Below are 14,905 nucleotides of genomic sequence, written 5' to 3'. Positions count from 1 at the left end.
CCTCGAAAACTTCACAGGTCCCCCGTCCTGTTGCTTGGTCAAGACTTCAAGGGTTTGCCGCAAAGCGGAAGGCCTGTTTCCATTTCGCGACATTGGGACCGGTGCATTCGCGAACATCGTGCGCCCCCTACGTGCGCCCTTCACTCCGCTGTTCAGAGCGAACGCCCAGTTCGCGGAGCCTGTCGTAACCCACGAACTCGAAGACCCGAACCCCCAGTTGAAGCGGCGCAGGAGTCCCGTCGAAGCGATGCACCCCCACCGACTGGACCTGCCCCTCGCCGGTGAGCCATTCGCCGGCGAAACCCCGCTCCTCGAACCACCGGCAGATCAGTGGGACCCGGTCGGGGGTCTTGCGGTGGCGGGTCCAGATGACTCGGCCGCCGGTCTTGGTGAGTTGGGTGCAGGCGGTGATCGTGCGCTCGATGTCCGAGTCCGTGATGTTGCCGAACAGCCCGCAGATCAGGACGAGGTCGGCCGGGGTCAGGCCGGCGTAGTGGTCGAGGAGTGCGGCATCGGCGTTGACCGTCTCGATCTGGTGCAGGCCTGCCGATCGGGCGGCCGACGCGGCCGACTCGGTGTTCTGCGGGTCCAGTTCGACCAGCCGGGCGTGTACGTCGTCGCGACGGGGGTGGGCGGGCAGGACACCCAGGAGGTCGCGGCCCTGGCCGGCGCACAGGCTGATCACCCGGAGGGGGCCGGGTGGGCAGGTGTCCAGGGCCAGGCTGATGCGGTGCTGGACCGTCAACAGCCGCTGAGCCAGGGGCGATTCGGGGGTGTCGTAGGCGTTGTGCCATTTCTGCCAGTCCATGGGGCGGACCCTAGGCGAGCCTCATTCAGCGACCAGTGCCGCTTCAGGCGGCATTTACCTCGTCTTGATGTGGGGCGTTGGTCGCTGGTTCCGCCCTGAGCCACAGGGATCAGGGCAGCGGATCCAAGGTCGTCCAGATCCTGACCGCCGCGGCAGGTTCCACCATGGTTCCGGGTGAGGGCTCTTGATGAGCGATCACCATGCTCCGCGGCAGCTGCTGATCCATGTTGTAGTAGCCCAGGAACAGCCCCAGATCACGGCAGAGAGAGCGCGCTTCCTGCCCCGTCATCCCGACCAGATCAGGGACTTCGATACGTGCCGGCCAGCCACCCGTCCCCGCACCATACGGTCACCGCGCCGCAGCGGCGAGGCTTCCCGCCGGGATGTCAGCGCCCGCTCGTCCACGTGTCCGGGCTCGGCGCCAGCACCGCGTCCACCACCCCACCCCCCGTCGTCATGACGTCCGCCACGAAGCGGAGGCGGCCGACCTGGAGTTGGTGGAGGGCGCGGCCGTGGTCCGCCGCTACCACCAGGGTGACTGCCAGGAGGAGGAGGCGCCACGTGAGCATGACCGGGCGGCGGGTTATGCGGGGGAGTTCCGTCAGCGACTCGTGCAGGCGGTCGCAGTGGAAGGGGACGTGGCGTTCCTCGTCGGCGAGGATGCGGGACGCCACCGACGAGGTGAGCGGGTCGTCGGTGCCGTCGCGCAGGGCGCGGTAGTAACGGAGGGCCACCACCTCCGCGATCATCAGGACCAGGAGTTCCAGGCGCAGGCCCATGAGGCGGCGTAGCCGGACGAAGACCGTGTCGGTCCAGTGGCCGGTCAGGGTCGGTTCGCCGCCGGACTGGAGGAGGCGGGCCAGGAGGCGGGCGTGGTTCTGTTCCTCGGCGACGAAGAGGCGGACCGCCCGGGCGTAGTCGGCGTCGCCCGCCTGGTCCGCCTTGGCGACGAGGTTGGCGCCGTCGCCGTCCTCGCCGACCTGGAAGCGTTGGACGCTGGACCAGGTCGCCGGGTGCAGGGTCGCCCCCTGTGTCCAGTCCGGGTCGCCCTGGGCCTGCCGCGCCTCCCGTTCGTCCTCGAACCGCTGTGTCCACTTGGCGAATCCGTCGGTCCGCACGTCGGGCCCCCTCTCCGGGACACGGTCACCGTGTCCGTGTCCTGGAGAGCAACGACGCCCGGCGGGCACCAAAACGTTCCGCCCAGTTCGATTCGACCAGTTTGATCAGCTCGACCAGTTTGATCAGTTCGACAGATTGATCAGCTCGGCCCGTCCGGCCAGTTCAGCCCGTCAGGCCCGTTCGACCAGTTCAGCCCGTTCGACCAGGTCGGCCCGTTCAGCCCCGGCTGTGCCTCAGCGCTTTCGGGCCAGTGTGATCCCGTCCGCCATGGGCAGCATCGCGAGGTCCACCCGCTCGTCGCCGTGCAGCGCCTCGTTGACCGCGCGCACACCCACCGTGTTCGGGTCCTGCTGCGTGGGGTCGGCGACCCGGCCGGACCAGAGGGTGTTGTCCAGGACGATCAGGCCGCCGGGGCGGGTGAGGGCGAGGGACTGCTCGTAGTACTGCGGGCAGTTCGCCTTGTTGGCGTCGATGAAGACCAGGTCGAAGGAGGAAGGGCCGCGTTCCAGGAGCAGCGCGTCCAAGGTCTCCACGGCGTCGCCGAGGCGCAGTTCGATACGGTCGTCCACCCCCGCCTGCTGCCACGCGTGGCGTGCCATCGCCGTCCATTCCTCGCTGACGTCGCAGGTGAGCAGCGTTCCGTCGGCGGGCAGGGCCCGGGCCATGCACAGCGAGCTGTAACCGGTGAAGGTGCCGATCTCCAGGACCTCACGCGCCCCGGTGAGCCGGATCAGCAGCGCGAGGAACTGGGCCTCCTCCGGCAGGATCTGCATGATCCGGTTGGGCAACGCGGCGGTGTCCTCCCGCAGTTGCCGCAGGGCGGGTTCCTCGCGCAGGGAGATGTCACGGACGTAGTCGAGCAGGGGTGGGGTCATGTCGATCTGGTCACGCATGGTGGCTCCCTGACGGTGAAGTTACCGGTGAAGTAACCGGTGAAGTATCGTTACGCTCTGCATTCACATGCAATCAGAGCGTGACGAATCTTGGCCAATCACACTTCATCCGTTTGCGTGGGAACTCACCGTCGGGACACGCGTGTTGATCGCGGCCACCGCCTGCGACCGCTACCCGACCTTGGCCGAATCCGCCTCCACCGGCTCCCCCGGCTCGGCCTCCGCCGCCGCCAACGCGGCATTGCGCCGCACCGAGGACCAGAAGGACCAGCCGATCAGGACGACGCCGACGAGGCCGGTGATGACCTCGTTGATCTGGTACTGGATGGTGACCATGAGGATCACGGCCAGCGCGCCGATCGCGTAGTGCGCCCCGTGCTCCAGGTACACGTAGTCGTCGAGCGTGCCCTGCCGGACCAGGTAGACCGTCAGCGACCGGACGTACATCGCGCCGATGCCCAGGCCCAGCGCCATCAGCACGATGTCGTTCGTGATGGCGAACGCGCCGATCACGCCGTCGAAGGAGAAGGACGCGTCCAGGACCTCGAGGTACAGGAACATGAAGAAGGCCGCCTGGCCCGCCAGTACCACCGGCGCCCGCTTCCGCCCGCTCCGCTCGGCCGCCTCCTGCTCCTCCTGCTCGCGCTCCTCCTCCGCCTCCAGGCGGTCCTCGAAGAAGCCGGAGAGCCCGCCGACGACCATGTAGGTGATCAGGCCCGCGATGCCGGAGATGAGGACCGTCTGCGCCTTGTCGGCGTGGCCGCCGCCGTGCTGGTGGGCGTGGGTCGCGAAGGTGAATGCGGTGATCAGCAGGACGATCAGGGCGATGCACACCGCCAGCATGTCGACCTTGCCGAGCTTGGCGAGCGGGCGTTCCAACCAGCCCAGCCACTTGATGTCCCGGTCCTCGAAGATGAAGTCGAGGAAGATCATCAGCAGGAACATGCCACCGAACGCGGCGATCGCCGGGTGCGCGTCGGTGACGAGCTGCTGGTACTGGTCCTTGTCGGTCAGCGCCAGGTTGACCGCGTCGTACGGGTTCTTCTTGGCGGTGATCGCGACGATGGCGACCGGGAAGAGCAGCCGCATGCCGAAGACGGCGATCAGGACGCCGACCGTGAGGAAGATCGTCTGCCAGAACGGCGACATCTTCTTCAGGATCCCGGCGTTGACCACCGCGTTGTCGAACGACAGCGAGATCTCCAGGACGGTCAGGATCGCGATGACGCCGAACGCCGTCCACCCGCCGTACAGCACTCCTACGGCCAGTCCGAGCGCGGTGGCCACGAACGACCAGCGGAAGGTCTTCAGAAGCACCGGTTGCCCCTTCCCGTTGTCCCGTTGTCGTGCGGTCGCCCGCGGACCGGGCACAGAACAGCCCTGACCGTCACCGGCGTTGTCTATCATGGCCGCCTGTCGCCCGGGTGTCGCGGCGAGCCCCCGGCACGGACACTCTGGCAAGGGGGCGCGTGGTCGTCACAGCGATACACAGGCGCGTACGGCGCCGGGAGTACTGGCCGATCGGCTGCGCCGTCACCGTCACCGCCCTCCTGACCCTGCACTCCCTGGTCCCCAACCGCCCCGGACGTCTCGGCAGCGCCCTGGAGACGTTCCTGCCGTGGCTGGGCGTGGCCGTACCGCTGCTCGCCTGCCTCGCGCTGGTCCTGCGGTCCGTGTGGGGCCTGGTCGCCTGTCTGCCGCCGACCCTCGCCTGGCTGTGGCTGTTCGCCGGACTGTGGGTGCCGCCGGGCCCGTACGACCTGAGCATCGTCCAGCACAACGTGGCCGACGACAACACCGACCCCGCCGGCACCGCCCGGGTGCTGCTCGCCACGCGCGCGGAGCTGGTGGCCGTGGAGGAGCTGACGCCCGCGGCGCGGCCCTCGTACGAGGATGTCCTGCGCGCCACCCATCCCCATCGCGCGGTCCGCGGCACGGTCGGGCTCTGGTCCGCGTACCCCCTCTCGGACGTGCGGGCCGTCGACATCCGGCCCGCGGGCTTCCCCGACGGCTGGCAGCGCGGTCTGCGGGCCACGGTCGCCGCGCCCGACGGCGAGATCGCGGTGTACGTCGTCCATCTGCCGTCGATCCGGCTCGGCGCGGGCGGTTTCGCGTCGGCGGCGCGGGACGAGAGCGCGGCGCTGCTCGGGACCCGGATCGCGGCCGAACCGGCGGACCGGCTCCTGGTCGTCGGCGACTTCAACGGCACCGTGCGGGATCGTGGGCTGGACCCCGTCATCTCCCAACTCACCGCCCCGGGCTCGGGGTTCGCGTTCAGCTGGCCGGCCTCCCTGCCGGTGGCGCGGATCGACCAGGTGCTCGGGAGAGGGGTCGAGGTGACGGAGGTGTCGACGCTGGAGGCGACCGGGAGTGATCACCTTCCGGTGGTGGGGCGCGTACGACTCGGTTAGGGCGTGTACGGGCAGGCCGGTCGGGCGCTCACCGCGGTTCGCTCTCCCGGCGCTGGAGTTGTCGTAGGGCTTCCAGCGGCCCATGGCTCCAGGGTGCCGCCGACCTCGTCCCGGCCGCTCGGGATTTTCAGCCGCCCGCATCAGCCGCTCGCAGCCGAATCCCCCCTCACGCCAACCGAATCCCCCTCGCCTACAAGCCCACGTCCCGGCTGCGGATGTCGTCCAGGGACTCCCGGCGGACCAGGAGGCGGGCGTGGCCGTCGCGGACCGCGGTGATCGGGGGGCGGCCGACGAGGTTGTAGGTGGAGGCCATGGAGAGGTGATACGCGCCGGCGACGGGGACGGCGAGGAGGTCTCCGGGGCGTACGTCCGCGGGGAGTTCGACGTCGGTGGCGAGAGTGTCGCCGGCCTCGCAGTGCCGGCCCACGACGGTGACCGGGGTGCGGTCGATGGTGGTGCGGCGGCCGATCAGGCGGGGGGCGTAGCGGACGCCGTAGAGGGCCGGGCGCGGGTTGTCGCTCATGCCGCCGTCCACCGCCACGAAGGTGCGCGTGCCGGTGCGCTTGACGGCGAGCACGTGGTAGAGCGCGATGCCCGCGGGTCCGGCGATGGCCCGGCCCGGTTCGATGGTCAGACGGGGTACGGGCAGGCCCGCGGCGGCGCAGGCGTCGTGCAGTTCGGCGCGGACCCGGCGGGAGAGTTCGGTGAGGTCGAGGGCCGGTTCGCCGGGGCGGTAGGCGATGCCGTGGCCGCCGCCGAGGTCGAGTTCGGGCAGGACCAGGCCGTGCTGCTCGTGCAGGCGGGCCATGAGGCCGACGACGCGGCGCACGGCGGCCAGGTACGGCTTGACCGTGGTGATCTGCGAGCCCAAGTGGCAGTGCAGACCGGTGAGTTCGAGCTGCGGCTGGTCGAGGATGCGGGCGATCGCGTGCTGCGCGTGCCCGTCGGCGATGGACAGCCCGAACTTCTGGTCGTCGGTGCCGGTACGGATCTTCTCGTGGGCGCCCGCACTGACCCCGGGCACGACCCGGACCATGACCTTCTGGTGACCGCCGGGCCCAACTGCCGCCGCCAGTCTGGCGATCTCCGACGGACTGTCGATGACGATGCGGCCGACACCGAGGCGCAGGGCCGTCTCCAGGTCGCGCGGGGACTTGGCGTTGCCGTGCAGCACCATCCGCTCGGGCGGGAAACCGGTGGTGACCGCCAACTCCAGTTCACCGGCCGAGCAGACGTCGAGACCGAGGCCCTCCTCCTCGATCCAGTGGACCATCGCCCGGCACAGGAACGCCTTGGCCGCGTACAGGACTTCGGTGTCCGGGAAGGCGTGCAGATAGGTACGGCAGCGGTCGCGCACCTCGGCCTCGTCGAGGACGTAGACGGGCGTGCCGAAACGGTCGGCGAGCTCCGCGAGCGGTACGCCGCCCACGGACAGTTCGCCGGGGTGCGGCTCGGCGGTGGAGGCGGGCCAGACCGACAGGTCGTCGGCGAGGGCGGCGACCGAGGGGTCGTGAACGGTGGTCATCGGGACAGCCCTCTCTCAGCCGACGCGCAGCGCGAGTACGGCAGGGACGACGGGGACGACGGGGTTCGCCGGCCGCGCGGACCGGGGCGTGGACGCGGGAGCGGGAGCCGGGGCGGGAGCCGGGGCGGGAGCCGAAGCCGGGGCCGTGAACTGGGGATCCACCGTGACGGTGGTAACGCCGAGGGGCGCGGTGAGCGCGCGCAGGGCGGGTTCGGCGAGCCTGATCCACGCCTGGCCCGCGCCGAGGGTCGCGGTCAGCCGCCGCGCGGAGGTGAAACCGACCGCGGTGCGGTCGCCGAGCGGGGTGCGGAAGACGCGGGTCACGCACCCCGACGGACCCGGCCGGACCGGGACGTACAGGGGTCCGGCCGGGAACCGATCGGAGGGTTCGGGGTCCTCGCCGTAGCCGGTCTCCGTCATGGAATGCCTCCATCGAACGCGGGTGATGTGCGACGGCCCCGCCGCGGGGAGGAGGACGGGACCTGCGAAGGACGCTATGCCCGCGCTCCCCCTCCCTGTCCCGCCCGCCGACGGCTCATGACGCGATGCTGACGGAGATCGCGCGGACGCTGACGTGCTGCTTACGCGGCCGACCGGGAGGCCCCGCGCACGGCGTCAGAAGGGCGCCAAAGTGCGGCGTACGGGGTGGTCGTAGGGCGCGCACGGGAGTGTGATGGAGGCAGGCAACAGGCCCTGGGCAGTACCTGCCGGGTGCGCGTGTACGAGGAGCGGTGAGCCATGTCTGATTCCGGTGCCCGTGACGGTCTGCCGGGAGCGGTGCGTGTGGTGGCCGGCGTGAGCGGCTCGCCGGGCAGTCTGACGGCCCTGCGCCGGGCGGCCCAGGAGGCCGCGCGCCGGGGCGCCGAGCTGTGGCCGGTGATCGCGTGGGAGCTGCCCGGCGGCGAGTTCCACGCGGCGCGCTCGTCCGTCCCGCCGCTGCTGCGGGAGCGCTGCGAGCAGCTCGCCCGGGAGGAACTCCTCGGCATCCTCGACACGATGTTCGGCGCGGCCGGCCCGGGTGTCCCCCTGCACGCGCTGGTCGCCCGCGGCCGCCCCGGCCAGGCCCTGGTCGAGATCGCCGACCGCGACACCGACGTCCTGGTCCTCGGCGCCGGCCACCGCGGCCGTCTGCACCGGCTCCTCGCCCCCTCGGTGAGCCGCTACTGCCTCAGCCACGCCACCTGCCCGGTCCTCGCCGTCCCCCCGTCCCCGCTGGCGGCCGACCTGGCGACCCTGCGCCGCCGCAACAGCCGGCATCTGCGGCTGGACGCGGGGCAGTTGACGCGACGGCCTCGGGGGCCGGTGCAGGACGCGTGAACGCCGGCGGGCAGGCCTCCTGCCGCCCTCGCGGCGCGCGTCCCGTCGGCGCCGGGCCGGGCGGCGGCGCGGAGTGAGCCTGCCGGTCCGGTCGCGGGCGCATGTGCAGCCGTCGGCGGGCCGGTGAGAGCCGAGCCCGGGGCTGCCGACCCGGTGCCGGATGCGGGGGCACCTCGCCGAGGTGCGGCCGGGGCGTCGGCATCAACCGGTCGGCCTGCCCTCCCTCACCCTGCTTCGCCCTGCGCGATCTCGATGTTCTCGTGCACCTGGAGGGCCACCGTCGCCGCCGTGGCGGAGGAGAGCAGCGCGCAGGTGGTGAGGAGCGCGGCGATCCAGGTCCGGGCGCGGAGGGGTACGGGGCTGAGGAGCGCCGTGACGCGGTGCGGGACCGGGCCCGTCGCCATCCCGGGCAGGACGGACGAGCGCGGCGCGGCCGAGGCCAGGGCCGCTCGGGCGATGGCCCGGGCCGTGAGGCGGCGGTCCCCCACCGCGCCGGCGGCGACCTCGTCGGCGGCCCGTTCCGCGGCGAGCCGGATGGCGGCGCGGACCGGGCGCAGGGCGGGGTGGCAGTGGGCGGTCAGCTCGGCGGCGGCCAGGAAGTAGTGGTGCCGGCCCGCGTTGTGGGCCCGCTCGTGTGCGAACAGCGCCTCGCGCTCCGCCGCGTCCAGGCTGCGCAGCATGCCGGTCGTGACGACGATGCGCTGCGGCCGGCCGGGCAGGGCGTACGCGTCCGGGTGCGGTGAGTCGACGACGCACAGGTCGCCCGCCGCGGGCCTGCGGTCGGCCTCGGAGCGGGCCGCGCGGAAGCCGGTGACCTGGCGCAGCACCGAACGGCCCAGCGTGAGGGCCCCGACGGTGAGCAGGCCGGCGGCCAGGGCCGCGAGCGGGAGGATCAGGTGGGCGGACGGGGTGCGCAGCGGGTGGGTCAGCTCGCCGAGCGCCGCGAACGCCGGGATCTTCAGCAGGCCGGTCAGCGCGAGCGTGCCGAGCGCGGCGACCGTGCCGCCGGCCAGCAGCAGCGCGGAGGCGGTCAGGGTCCACAGGGCCGCGACCGGCGGGCAACGGTCCAGGACGCGGCGGGCCAGCGGGGGCGCGGCGAACGGCAGGAGCAGCGGGACCAGGAGCAACAGGACCTGGAGCAGCGGCACCTGGAGCGGCGGGATCACCGGCGACGCGGGCGTCACTCGCCGTCCTCCAGCAGCCGGCGCAGCACCTGCTCGTCGTCCGGGTTGAGCTGCGCGACGAAGCGGGCGAGCACGGTCTCGCGGTCGCTGTCCCGGTCCAGTTCGCTGTGCATACGAAGGGCGGTGAGGCCCTGCGGGTCCTGGACCGGCCGGTACGCGTACCCACGGCCCTGCCGGTCCCGCTCCAGCGTCCCCTTCTCGTGCAGCCGGGACAGGATCGTCGTCACCGTCGTGCGCGCGAGGCCGGACGCGAGTTCCGTCTGGACCTGCGCCGGGGTGAGGGGCGCGCCGGCGGCCCAGAGCGCGGCCAGCACCGCCGCCTCCAGCTCACCCGCGGGCCGGCGCTCGTCTCTCTCCTGGGACGACTTCTCGTCGGTCTTCTCATCGGGCTTCTCGTCGGTCATGGGGAACGATCCTCACCCTCAGATCGTCTACAGTGTCGTAGACCGTCTACATAATTGTAGTCGGCGCGCGGAAGTGTCCGTCTGTTCGCCCGCCCGCCCGTCGACCGGAAAGGTGCACGCGATGACCACAACCGCAGCTCCATCGTCGCAGCCCGCGTCGTCATGAACCGCCGGGACGCCGCCGAGCTCGCGGGCAGCGCCGGTGTGGGCGCGTGGACCGGGTTCGGTGTGCTGGCGATGGTCGTGGTGGGCGGCGGCGGGGCTCCGCTGTGGCTCGACGACACCTCGCTGAGCTGGTCCGTCGGGCACCGCCCGGACGTCCTGGTGGCACTGGCCCGAGGGGTGACCTCGACGGGCACCGGCGTCGTCCCCTACCTGCTCGTCGTGCTCGCCGGCATGGTCGCGGGCCGGACCGCGCGCGGTCGGCTGACGGCCGCCGCCCTCGCCCTCGTCTGTCTCACCTCGGGCCAGGCCGTGCGGTACGGCGTGCGGGACCTCGTCCACCGTGCCCGCCCGCCGCGGGCCGACTGGGCGACGACGCACGCCTCCGGCTGGGCGTTCCCCTCGGGTCACACCACCACGGCCGCGATCACCGCCGGGCTCCTGATGGTCGCCCTGTCCCTGCGCGCCCCGCGCGGCGGCCGGGCCCTCGCGGTGACGGCCGGCTGCTGGGCCCTGCTGGTCGGAGCGAGCCGCGTCTATCTCGGGGTGCACTGGTTCACGGACGTCGTCGGGGGCTGGCTGTTCGCCATCGGCTGGCTGGGGATCTGCCTCTGCGTGATGGCCCATCGGCTGCCGGAGTGGTTCATATCGGACACGACCACGGGACCGCCGGGCGACGGGACCGCGCACGCGACGGACGGCACGACGGACGGCAGGGCCATCCGCACCACCGGGTGAGTCGTGGACCCACGTCCAGGTGAGGTCGCCGCTCCCTCCATAGGTGCCCGCGCCGCCTCCGGATGAGTACGCGTGCTCAGGACCGCGTCCGACGGCCCGGTCACCATGGCCGTATGAGCACACGGGGAGCACTTCTTACCGCCGCCGTCGTCCTGAACGCCGGTGTACCGATGGCGACTTGGGGGCTGATGGGTCAGCAGAACGCCGACGGGTTCACGGCGTCCGAACTCGACCACGCCTACCGGCCGCTGTCCGTCACGGACGGCACGGCCGCGCTGATCGGCGCGCTCGCGCTGGCGCTGGTGGTCGCGGCCGGGGCGCTGTTGGCGCGGGCCGGCAACAGCGGGGCGCTGGACCGGCGTTGGTGGGGAGTGCTGGGGCCGTTGGCGGTCGCCGGGCTGATCGTCGGGGCGGGGCTGCGGATCCTGACCGCGGGGGTGATCGGGGCGAACATCGGTGCCGGTCTGACGATCCTGTTCGGGGGCCCGGTCGTGGCCGCGCTCGTGCTGTGGGCGGTGGGCCGGAGCTGGTGGCTGACAACGCGTCACCGGAATGAGGGCCACCGGCGTGACGGAGGCGACGAAGGCGGGCGAATTATCCGAATCGCCCCCGACGGAGCGTGACTTCCGGGATCCTGATCACAACTCACAGCTTCTGAAGGCACGATCTCGAAACGAACGACCCGAACCGCGCGTCCTCTTTTGCACACGATCCCGAGACGCGGAACCTGGTTGACCACAACCCGGACACGCACGGCCCGGGTACCCCCCACGGCCCAGGTACGCATGATCTTGACGCGCACGACCTCCATCCACCGACCCGACGTCCCGAAAGGACACCACTCATGGCCACACCTCTCTCCGCCGCGAAGACGCTGTCCGCCTTAAAGGCCGAGGGACTCACCGTCCACGAACACACCGGCTGGAAGACCCACAACCGCGACGCGGCGACCGGCAAGTCCTTCGGTCCGGTGATCGGCGTGCTGATCCACCACACCGCGGGACACGGCGACAAGGAGCTCTGCTACAAGGGCAGAGCAGATCTCCCGGGTCCGCTGTGCCACTCCTGGCTCGGCAAGACGGACGGGCTGTGGATGATCGGCCACGGCCGCGCCAACCACGCCGGTTCCGTCGACCTCGACGTACTGAACGCGCTGCGCGAGGAGAAGTCGCTCCCGCACGACGACCAGGCCAACGCCGACGGCAACGACGTGCTGTACGGCCTGGAGATCGAGAACCTGGGCAACGGCAAGGACCCCTACCCGGACACGCAGTACCGGCAGGCCGTGCTGTGGGCCGCCGCGCTGTGCCGGGCGCACGGCTGGTCGGAGAAGTCCGTCGCCGGACACAAGGAGGTCCAGCCGGGCAAGATCGACCCCAGCTTCGACATGGACGACTTCCGGGCCGACGTGAAGAAGCAACTCGCCCTCCCGGTCGGCAAGTCCACGCCCGGCAAGCCGCTCCCCGGCAAGGCCAACAAGCCCCGCGTCGACCTCTCCCGGCTGGTCAAGGCCGCGAAGACCGACCCCGGCGCCAAGCAGGGTCACGTCAGCTACCTGGCGGGCACCAACCTCGTCGAGGCGGCGCTGGTCAAACTGGGCTACCTGTCCAAGACGTACGCCGGCGACGGCTCCTTCGGCTCCACCACGATCGCCGCGTACGCCAAGTGGCAGCACCACCTGCACTACACGGGCGCCGACGCGAACGGCATCCCGGGCAAGATCTCCCTCGGCAAACTCGGCGACGCGACGGGCCTGTTCACCGTGGTCGCCTGATACCGGCGGCCACGGCCACCGATATCAGCCGCCTCGCTCGGCCCACGCGCCGCTCACTCCCTCTCCCCACCACCTACATCTTCCGCCTGTATCTTCCCGCTGTATCTTCCGGGCGGTCTCGGGGTCTTGTCCGAAAAGGACCTCCCCGGGACCGCCCTGACGGCTCTGTGGAGTGAGCGCAACCCGGAGGAGGCATCTCCATGGCCAAACATCTGGTCATCTGCTGCGACGGGACCTGGAACATCGCCGACCAGCAGTGCAAGACCAACGTCACCAAGGTGGCCCTGGCGGTACGGCCGCATTCGGCCGTGGGCACCGAGCAACGGGTGTACTACGGCAAGGGCGTCGGCACCCTGCGCGGCGAGCGGCTGCGGGGCGGCGCCTTCGGCGCGGGCCTCTCGCGCAACGTCCTCGACGCGTACCGCTTCCTCGTCCACACCTACCAACCCGGCGACCAGCTCTACCTGTTCGGGTTCAGCCGGGGCGCCTTCACGGCCCGCAGCCTGGCGGGGCTGATCCGCAACTGCGGCATACCGCGCCCGGAGCACGCCGACCGGATCGGCGAGGCGTGGGCCCTGTACCGCAGCCGCGCGAGCAGACCGACCAGCGTGGCCGCGACCCTCTTCCGCCGGGCGTACTCGTACGAGACCGAGATCCGCTTCATAGGCGTGTGGGACACGGTCGGCGCCCTCGGTATCCCGGCGCTGCCCGGCCCCCGTCTCTTCCGGCGCCTGGTCGAGCGGTTCAACCGCCGCTGGTCCTTCCACGACACCGAGTTGAGCAGCTGGGTGAACGGCGCCTTCCACGCCCTCGCCATCGACGAACAGCGCTCGGCGTTCGCCCCGACGCTGTGGCACCAGCAGCCCGGCGCGTTCGCGAAGGGCCAGGAGCTGAAGCAGGTCTGGTTCGCCGGGGTGCACACCGACGTCGGCGGCGGCTACCCGGAGTCGGGCCTGTCCGACATCACCCTGCACTGGATGGTCGACCACGCCCGCGCGTACGGCCTGGAGTTCGAGGCCGACGCGTTCACCTCCGCAGGTCCCGACCGGGCGGAGTCGGGCGAGCCGGAGCCGATGACGATGGATCAGGACCCGGACCCCACGGACGAGGACGACAGCGTCCAATTCACCGTGGACCCCAGCCCGTTGGGCGAGCTGCACAACTCCCGGACCCGCCTGTACCGCCTCTTCCGTCCCCTCCACCGCCCCATCGGCCGGGCGGCCGACAAGAAGACCAACCTCCTCGACGGCCGCGAGTACCTGGCCGACACGGCCCTGCGCCGCCACCGGGAGGACAGGCCCGCCTACGACCCGCCAGGGCTCGACGCCTATCTCAAGGAGTACGGCGAACAGCACGTCGAACGGATTCCCCTTCCGGCCGAGTGACCGACGGACGGCGTTCCTCGCGCCTGCCGGCCGCCCACAGGGCCGAGGTCACCAGGATCGACGCGGTCGCCATCACCGTCATCGCCGTGGCGGGCGAGGTGAGTTGGGCCACCGAGCCCGCCAGCGTCGCCGCCACGCCCTGCATGGTCAGCATTCCGGCGCCGCGCAATCCAAGAGCGTGGCCCGCGAGTTCGTCGGGGGTCAGGGTCATCAGGCGTTCCTGTTGGACGAGGCTCGCGCCGAAGCCGACGGAGGCGACGCCCGCGGCGAGGGCGGCCCAGGGCATGCCCGGCCGCAGCGCGAAGAACAGGTACGGCGTGGCCAGGAGCAGGAGCAGCGGGGTGGCCAGCCGGGGGCGCAGGGCGGACGGCAGGAAGCGGCCGACGCTCAGGTCACCGACGAACATGCCCAGCGCCGCGCACGCGAACAGCGCGCCGGCGGATCCGGAGTCGTAGGAGACGAAGAGGGATTCGCAGCCGACCACCAGGCCGTTGGGCAGCCACATGCCCAGGTAGACGAGGCGGCGGGGGCGGGAGGACCACAGCAGGGCGTTGGTCCGCCAGGTCGCCCTGACGGACGGACGCCCCTCGGCCCGCGGCGGCCGGGCGGTCAGACCCAGCCGGATGCCGAGGGCCGCGGTGGCGTACAGGGCCGCCGCCAGGAGCAGACAGACCCGGGGAGACAGCAGCGCCAGCAGGGCGCCGCCGGTCGCGAACCCGATCACCTGCATCAGCCCGGAGACCATGTTGAACACCGAACGCCCCAGCAGATAGCCGGACTTGGGCAGGATCTCGTTGAGCAGCCCGCCGCTCACCCCGCCGCCGAGCGAGGCGATCAGGCCTTGCAGGAATACGACGCCGAAGATCGCCCCGATCGGCAGGCCGGGCAGCGCCAGGAGTGCCGTGCAGCCGGCGAAGGCGAGGTTGATGCCGGTCAGCGTCACGCGTGGGGGCAGTCGGTCGGCGCCCGAGAGGAAGAAGGTCGCCCCCAGCATCTGCGCGAGCTGCGGCCCGAACATGCTCACCGCCGATAGCAGCGGCGAGTCGGTCGCCCGGTAGACCAGCGTGGCGAGCGAGAGCCCGCCGATCGTCAGGGCCGCGTTCTGGGCGGCGAAGGAGAAGAAGAACGGGGTGTACTCGGGCGTGCGGAAGAGCTCGCGGTAGCTGCGCATGGGCGGAGTCTGCG

The 14,905-nt window shown here is 71.5% G+C and carries 16 protein-coding genes; 6 read left to right on the top strand and 10 right to left on the bottom strand.

The window, feature by feature from the left end; translation table 11 throughout:
- Positions 1-127: 127 nt before the first annotated feature.
- From ACIP6U_RS14195 to ACIP6U_RS14175, 5 genes are all read right to left on the bottom strand, one after another.
- A complete protein-coding gene (locus ACIP6U_RS14195; RefSeq protein WP_401716328.1) occupies positions 128-808 on the bottom strand; it encodes a class I SAM-dependent methyltransferase in 681 nt (226 codons plus the stop codon).
- A 109-nt stretch (positions 809-917) separates the two neighbouring features.
- On the bottom strand, positions 918-1,121 hold the full coding sequence (locus tag ACIP6U_RS14190) for a PASTA domain-containing protein (protein ID WP_401716992.1): 204 nt from the start codon (positions 1,119-1,121) through the stop codon (positions 918-920).
- A 73-nt stretch (positions 1,122-1,194) separates the two neighbouring features.
- Positions 1,195-1,926, bottom strand: coding sequence for a ferritin-like domain-containing protein (locus ACIP6U_RS14185; RefSeq protein WP_401716325.1), 732 nt, complete (start codon positions 1,924-1,926; stop codon positions 1,195-1,197).
- Positions 1,927-2,160: 234 nt separating this feature from the next.
- Positions 2,161-2,820, bottom strand: a complete 660-nt coding sequence (locus ACIP6U_RS14180; RefSeq protein ID WP_401716322.1) for an O-methyltransferase — start codon at positions 2,818-2,820, stop codon at positions 2,161-2,163.
- Between the two features lie 171 nt (positions 2,821-2,991).
- Positions 2,992-4,137, bottom strand: coding sequence for a DUF475 domain-containing protein (locus tag ACIP6U_RS14175; RefSeq protein WP_401716319.1), 1,146 nt, complete (start codon positions 4,135-4,137; stop codon positions 2,992-2,994).
- Positions 4,138-4,289: 152 nt separating this feature from the next.
- Here ACIP6U_RS14175 and ACIP6U_RS14170 point away from each other — a divergent pair, with 152 nt between their 5' ends.
- Entirely contained in the window at positions 4,290-5,231 is a 942-nt protein-coding gene (locus ACIP6U_RS14170; RefSeq protein WP_401716316.1) for an endonuclease/exonuclease/phosphatase family protein, read from the top strand.
- Between the two features lie 190 nt (positions 5,232-5,421).
- Here ACIP6U_RS14170 and lysA read toward each other — a convergent pair whose 3' ends face one another.
- Both lysA and ACIP6U_RS14160 read right to left on the bottom strand, forming a co-directional pair.
- Positions 5,422-6,756 (bottom strand): diaminopimelate decarboxylase, encoded by a 1,335-nt coding sequence (lysA, locus tag ACIP6U_RS14165; RefSeq protein WP_401716314.1) that lies wholly within the window; start codon positions 6,754-6,756, stop codon positions 5,422-5,424.
- 15 nt (positions 6,757-6,771) lie between these two features.
- A complete protein-coding gene (locus ACIP6U_RS14160) occupies positions 6,772-7,176 on the bottom strand; it encodes an SAV_915 family protein (RefSeq protein ID WP_401716312.1) in 405 nt (134 codons plus the stop codon).
- A 318-nt stretch (positions 7,177-7,494) separates the two neighbouring features.
- Between ACIP6U_RS14160 and ACIP6U_RS14155 the strand changes: the two genes are divergently transcribed.
- The gene (locus ACIP6U_RS14155) at positions 7,495-8,073 is read left to right on the top strand and encodes a universal stress protein (RefSeq protein WP_401716309.1); all 579 of its coding nucleotides are present in this window, start codon (positions 7,495-7,497) and stop codon (positions 8,071-8,073) included.
- Between the two features lie 224 nt (positions 8,074-8,297).
- On the opposite strand, the gene ACIP6U_RS14150 is transcribed toward ACIP6U_RS14155, so the two are convergent.
- Both ACIP6U_RS14150 and ACIP6U_RS14145 read right to left on the bottom strand, forming a co-directional pair.
- Complete coding sequence (locus tag ACIP6U_RS14150; RefSeq protein ID WP_401716306.1) at positions 8,298-9,257, bottom strand: M56 family metallopeptidase; 960 nt, start codon at positions 9,255-9,257, stop codon at positions 8,298-8,300.
- Positions 9,254-9,661 (bottom strand): BlaI/MecI/CopY family transcriptional regulator, encoded by a 408-nt coding sequence (locus ACIP6U_RS14145; RefSeq protein WP_401716304.1) that lies wholly within the window; start codon positions 9,659-9,661, stop codon positions 9,254-9,256. The genes ACIP6U_RS14150 and ACIP6U_RS14145 overlap by 4 nt, the downstream gene beginning before the upstream one ends.
- Before the next feature lie 162 nt (positions 9,662-9,823).
- On the opposite strand from ACIP6U_RS14145, the gene ACIP6U_RS14140 reads away from it, so the two are divergent.
- The 4 genes from ACIP6U_RS14140 to ACIP6U_RS14125 all read left to right on the top strand — a co-directional run bounded on the left by ACIP6U_RS14140 (position 9,824) and on the right by ACIP6U_RS14125 (position 13,720).
- Positions 9,824-10,561 carry a phosphatase PAP2 family protein gene (locus ACIP6U_RS14140; protein ID WP_401716301.1) on the top strand — a complete coding sequence of 246 codons (738 nt, stop codon included), beginning with the start codon at positions 9,824-9,826 and terminating at the stop codon, positions 10,559-10,561.
- 113 nt (positions 10,562-10,674) lie between these two features.
- Positions 10,675-11,184, top strand: a complete 510-nt coding sequence (locus tag ACIP6U_RS14135) for a hypothetical protein (protein ID WP_401716300.1) — start codon at positions 10,675-10,677, stop codon at positions 11,182-11,184.
- A gap of 221 nt (positions 11,185-11,405) precedes the next feature.
- On the top strand, positions 11,406-12,335 hold the full coding sequence (locus ACIP6U_RS14130) for an N-acetylmuramoyl-L-alanine amidase (RefSeq protein WP_401716297.1): 930 nt from the start codon (positions 11,406-11,408) through the stop codon (positions 12,333-12,335).
- Between the two features lie 200 nt (positions 12,336-12,535).
- Complete coding sequence (locus ACIP6U_RS14125) at positions 12,536-13,720, top strand: DUF2235 domain-containing protein (RefSeq protein ID WP_401716294.1); 1,185 nt, start codon at positions 12,536-12,538, stop codon at positions 13,718-13,720.
- Here the strand turns inward: ACIP6U_RS14125 and ACIP6U_RS14120 are convergent.
- Positions 13,668-14,891, bottom strand: coding sequence for an MFS transporter (locus ACIP6U_RS14120; protein WP_401716291.1), 1,224 nt, complete (start codon positions 14,889-14,891; stop codon positions 13,668-13,670). The two genes, ACIP6U_RS14125 and ACIP6U_RS14120, sit on opposite strands and share 53 nt — an antisense overlap.
- Between the last annotated feature and the right edge of the window lie 14 nt (positions 14,892-14,905).

It is taken from the genome of Streptomyces sp. NPDC088794, from assembly GCF_044750545.1.
GTDB lineage: Bacteria > Actinomycetota > Actinomycetes > Streptomycetales > Streptomycetaceae > Streptomyces.
Note: the sequence above shows the minus strand (reverse complement) of the source record. Positions and strands in the feature narration are given on the sequence as shown.

Bases quoted from the DNA above. Each gene is read 5' to 3' on its own strand.
- lysA (WP_401716314.1), bottom strand. From the start codon at position 6,756: ATGACCACCGTTCACGACCCCTCGGTCGCCGCCCTCGCCGACGACCTG.
- ACIP6U_RS14140 (WP_401716301.1), top strand. From the start codon at position 9,824: ATGAACCGCCGGGACGCCGCCGAGCTCGCGGGCAGCGCCGGTGTGGGC.
- ACIP6U_RS14135 (WP_401716300.1), top strand. From the start codon at position 10,675: ATGAGCACACGGGGAGCACTTCTTACCGCCGCCGTCGTCCTGAACGCC.
- ACIP6U_RS14130 (WP_401716297.1), top strand. From the start codon at position 11,406: ATGGCCACACCTCTCTCCGCCGCGAAGACGCTGTCCGCCTTAAAGGCC.
- ACIP6U_RS14120 (WP_401716291.1), bottom strand. From the start codon at position 14,891: ATGCGCAGCTACCGCGAGCTCTTCCGCACGCCCGAGTACACCCCGTTC.
- ACIP6U_RS14155 (WP_401716309.1), top strand. From the start codon at position 7,495: ATGTCTGATTCCGGTGCCCGTGACGGTCTGCCGGGAGCGGTGCGTGTG.
- ACIP6U_RS14125 (WP_401716294.1), top strand. From the start codon at position 12,536: ATGGCCAAACATCTGGTCATCTGCTGCGACGGGACCTGGAACATCGCC.
- ACIP6U_RS14160 (WP_401716312.1), bottom strand. From the start codon at position 7,176: ATGACGGAGACCGGCTACGGCGAGGACCCCGAACCCTCCGATCGGTTC.
- ACIP6U_RS14195 (WP_401716328.1), bottom strand. From the start codon at position 808: ATGGACTGGCAGAAATGGCACAACGCCTACGACACCCCCGAATCGCCC.
- ACIP6U_RS14180 (WP_401716322.1), bottom strand. From the start codon at position 2,820: ATGCGTGACCAGATCGACATGACCCCACCCCTGCTCGACTACGTCCGT.
- ACIP6U_RS14145 (WP_401716304.1), bottom strand. From the start codon at position 9,661: ATGACCGACGAGAAGCCCGATGAGAAGACCGACGAGAAGTCGTCCCAG.